Below are 337 nucleotides of genomic sequence, written 5' to 3' on the forward strand. Positions count from 1 at the left end.
GGGGTGAGGGACGCGGACAGCAGGGCCCGGCCCTCGGGCCGGTCGCCGCACCGGAACAGTGCGTGTCCCAGGCGGGCGGAGGGCAGGGCGGCGGCCCGCGGATCACGCAGCCGCTGGTACAGGGCGACGGCCCGGCGGTGGCGGTGCGCCGCCCCGTCGTGGTCACCGAGGGCCGCGGCGAGTACGCCCGCGCCGCAGTACAGGCGGGCGCGCGTGCGCAGCCACTCCTCGTCCTCGGCCCGCTCGCCCCGCTCGGCACCCTTCAGGGCCTGCCCGGTGGAGTCGAACCAGCGCAGCCCCTCCTTCAACTCGCCGTGGACGAGCCAGGGTTGCAGAC

Annotated in this window: 1 pseudogene; it reads right to left on the minus strand. The window is 77.4% G+C overall.

Annotation, left to right across the window (positions count from 1 at the left end):
* A pseudogene (locus TN53_RS43330) lies at positions 1-337 on the minus strand (hypothetical protein); the annotation flags it as partial.

The organism is Streptomyces sp. WM6386, assembly GCF_000972385.1.
Taxonomy (GTDB): domain Bacteria; phylum Actinomycetota; class Actinomycetes; order Streptomycetales; family Streptomycetaceae; genus Streptomyces.